This is a genomic window from Haloferax profundi, assembly GCF_001469865.1.
GTDB lineage: Archaea > Halobacteriota > Halobacteria > Halobacteriales > Haloferacaceae > Haloferax > Haloferax profundi.
In genome coordinates, this window is sequence record NZ_LOPV01000456.1 from 1 (window position 1) to 4044 (window position 4044).

2 protein-coding genes are annotated in these 4044 nt (G+C 53.4%); one reads left to right on the top strand and one right to left on the bottom strand.

Going from position 1 to position 4044, the window contains the following annotated elements; genetic code table 11:
- Positions 1 to 112: 112 nt before the first annotated feature.
- Positions 113 to 595 (bottom strand): ATP-binding protein, encoded by a 483-nt coding sequence (locus AUR66_RS15335; RefSeq protein WP_058573139.1) that lies wholly within the window; start codon positions 593 to 595, stop codon positions 113 to 115.
- 308 nt (positions 596 to 903) lie between these two features.
- Between AUR66_RS15335 and AUR66_RS15340 the strand changes: the two genes are divergently transcribed.
- Positions 904 to 4044, top strand: a 3141-nt coding sequence (locus AUR66_RS15340) for an FG-GAP-like repeat-containing protein (RefSeq protein ID WP_157533153.1), incomplete at its 3' end; no start/stop codon positions are given.

The following is a 4044-nucleotide window of genomic DNA, read 5'->3' on the forward strand; positions in this document are numbered from 1 at the left end:
ACCGATGTAGCCTACTCAGACTACATATCAGTTTGTTACCCACCCACTCATAAACGTATCTATTATTCTGTATTATTGATAGACAGACATTCGTGATGGGTAAATGCGCACCTCACACTTCCTCAGACACCACGTTTCGTGTGTCCTCTTCCGCCGCAAAAAACGAACAACGCCGCCGAGAAAAGCAAACGAAATGTACTCTCTCACTCTTGCGGAGTGACCAAGTCAAGTGTGGCTCACAGTGATCAAGTGCTGGAAGCTTGAGTGTCGCCGTCGTCCCTGTCTGTTTGTCTTCCTCGGCCGCCTCAATCCGGAACGACCCACTGTATCGCGTCACGAGCCAGGTAGCAAGCCACAGCCCAAGCCCAGACACGTGTTCGAGTGAGGTCTCGTGGCCTGTCGAGATAACCTCGGCTTCCATGGCTTCGGTTCCGGGTTCGTTGTCACGAACGGTGAGCTTGACATAGGCACCGTTGTCGGTCGCCAATACAGAGACGTACGGGTCTCCGGAGCTGTGCTTGACTCCGTCCTCGACGAATCCTGCGAGTGCCTGTTTCACTTCGGCCCCCTCGTCGTCATAACCGTAGACAGGCAATGCGGCACCCACGACAGAAGGGGAAACAGCAATAAGACTGTTACAGACAGTAGTCTTCGATTGCGGCTCCTCTACACCCCCTGTTTCGAGTGTATCTAGTCGAATTTCGACGGTTGATAGCTCACCTCGCCAATTTAGATTTCGAGTGAGATGTGAAACCCGCAGGGAAAACATGAACCAGATCGACGTGAAACCTCATTCCACTGTGGGTGCAGTATCTCACATAAGTGAGTCATCTTCCGCCGACCAGAGTAGGATTTGACAACATAATATATTTTATATACACCTGTAATTACGATAGTAAACATATGTCAGACAGCCATGTGTATCCAAGCAGTATTTTTGTCGTTCTTCTAACTATTGCGCTCATCACTGCACCGATTACATCTGTCGGTATTGCATCTGCACTTGGCGACGACGGCACGACCGCTCAGAAATCAGTTCTATCATCACGACCGGACACAAGGGAAAATAAACACAAAGTATCACTCGATCGGTTGCGAACACTCTCCACTGTTTCATCCCAGAGTGTAAATCGAAGACAACTCCGGCCGCAAACAACGCTCACAGCAACCACATCTACCACTGATGACTTCCGGTTGGTTTGGAACCTCCAACTCTCAAGTGGAAGCCAGACTAGGCCTCGAACAAACCTGTATGCCGTCGACGCTGATGGTGACGGCGATGATGAAATCGCAGTAGGCGACGTGTACCGGCGTGGTCCTTCGAAGTTCGGGCTTGTCAGTTCTGAAGGATCGTGGCTGTGGCGACACGACGGATCTGGAAAAAACATCGGCGAAGCAGCAGCAGACGTCGATGGAGACGGCGATGAAGAAATCATCTTCAGGGAAAACGATGGTGGAGAGTGGGTCCGCCCATACGACCTAAATGGGGATTACCTGTGGAGCAGACAGGTCGGTGATTGGCCAGACCACGCGGCTGCGGTTGATTACGATGACGATGGACGTGCTGAAGTTGCGGGTATGACCGATTATCGCGGTTACTTTTCACTCTGGGACGACGATGGCACGGAAGTCTGGGATTTACACTCCGGAAGCCGCGTTGAGAATCTCTATGGATTGAAGAACGTAACCGGAGATGAAAGCCCAGAGTTTCTCACGAACGTGGGAAGTAGCACTGGAGACGACAACAGCGGCATTCAGGTCATCCAACAAGACGGGAAAACCGGGTCGACAGTTGTCTGGCAGTATGGGCCAGTTGAGCGAGTGAGACCTGCCTTTGCGGAACTCGACACAGACGCACAGTCCGAAGTGCTTGCACCGTATCGAAGCGGTGCAGTCCACGCGATCGACCACGATGGGTCGCAACTGTGGACTGTTGAGACATCACTCGATACCGCTAGCACAACCGTAGCCCACGTGGTCGGTAACTCGACCCCAGACGCGATTTTGTGGGAAAATCGGACTGTCGTGGTCGTCGATGGGGCAACTCAACGGGTGTACGAGTTTACTGCCTCGTCTGAAGTCCAACGAGTGACCGCACTCACTGACGGTGCACTTGGAGTCGCGACGACAGATCAGGTGGGGGTGGCAGTGCCAGGGACAGGACTCGTCTTGTCAGCTCCAACCGATGGAAGAGTTGTCCGGGATTTAGAAGCAGCAGACATCAGCGGCGATGGTGTGCCAGAGTTTGTGGTTGGGTACCGTGGTGATGTTGAAGTCTTTGAGTATGACAAAACCAGCCTTCTGTCACCGACAACCGTTACCGAGCGCTGGTCTGTCGACCTCAATCGAGGGAACACGCGCATTGCGACCGCAGACACTGACGGCGACGGATACGACGAGGTCCTTGCAGGAGATTACGACTCATACGGCCCATCAACTGCGGGAGTCATCGAGAATGGACAGTGGGTCTGGAACGAATCGTTCAGCGGCGCAGTCACTCCCATCTCGACTGGCGACGTGACTGGTGATGGGAAGACCGAGGCGATTTTCAAATCGAAAGTCTCCGGGAATTGGATTCGGCCGTACACACACAACGGAGATACCCACTGGTCAAAGACGCTCAGTGACTGGCCAGACACAGTTGAGACAGGCGATTATGACCACGACGGCAAAACAGAGGTTGTTGGTTCGTCAGCGACTCAAGAGTACGTGACGCTGTGGCAGGACGATGGGTCAACAGTCGTCGAAACGCAAGCGACAGGTGATCGCGGTGAAGTGCTTCACGGCCTCGCAGATGTCGATGGAGATTCCACACCAGAGATCCTTAGCAGCGAGAAGACAAGTAGTGGTTCCTGGTCAGTCGGTGTCCAGTTGATGACGGTCTCGAATGGGAATCTTAACACTGAGTGGTCATTCGCTGCAAACACCGACGTCGACAGCGAACTTGCACAGTTGACCCCGGATCAGGGGCCGGAGATACTGGTCGCCGAACGGAGTACCGGGACGGTTCACGCCATCGACGGAGATGGTAGCGTCATCTGGAACGTGTCAACTGCCGCCAGTAACGTCCGCCTTAGCGCATTCGACGTCGTAGGAGGCGCAACGCCAGATGCAGTCTTGTGGGGAGAGAAGTCGATCTATATTGTTGACGGAGCTACCCAGGAAGTCACCGAAATTTCGACTGGTGACACCATCACTGGAGTTTCAGATTACGGGTCAACCGGACTCGTTTACTCGAATGACTCGTCATTTACTATCGTCACACCGGATAACCAACAGATTGCACAGCAGCACGTTGGGGCATCGATTGTCCGTCTACATACAGCGAACGAAGCGGGCAATCAACGACCAGAAGTAATCGTTGGGACCGCATCCAACATCACGTCCTATGCTGTAAGTGGCCAACAAGCACCTGCTCGCGAACTTCGGATTGCTCACTCACCGGAAGATCCGGTTACAAATCGTAGTGTCCTCTTTCGGAGTTCGGTTGCGGACAGTGAGCATGTCGAGTCATCGACGTGGACGTTCGGTGATGGGCAATCAGCCACTGGTGCTCAAGTCGCACATCGGTATACTGCTGCAGGCAGTTACACCGTCACGCACACGGTCGTCACAACCGATGGAACCACGCTCGCGACTGAAAGAGACATTCGTGTTCACCAGCGTGATATTTCGGGCTACGAAATTCTCTCTGTACAGCCTTCTACACAAGGGACTTCATTGAGCGACGTCCGACTTATCGAAGGGACTGACATCAACATCACCTATACGGTGGAAGTCACAAACAGCTCAGAGACCACTGCAGTCCGGTTCGAATACGGTGAAGAGACGACCACTGATACAGACGGCAGTGACGGATGGACGACGACGATTAACGCTGCAAACCTCACCGCGGACCAGACGCTCCTCGTCAAGGCGACACACAGCAATGGGACGACCACTCAAGAGGCTGCCCAACTCAACGTTGTCGACGCACCGCCATGGTTAGAGCAGTTTACGTTGCGAGATGTCCTCCCCAATCGTGGAGTAGTCGTATACGAACAC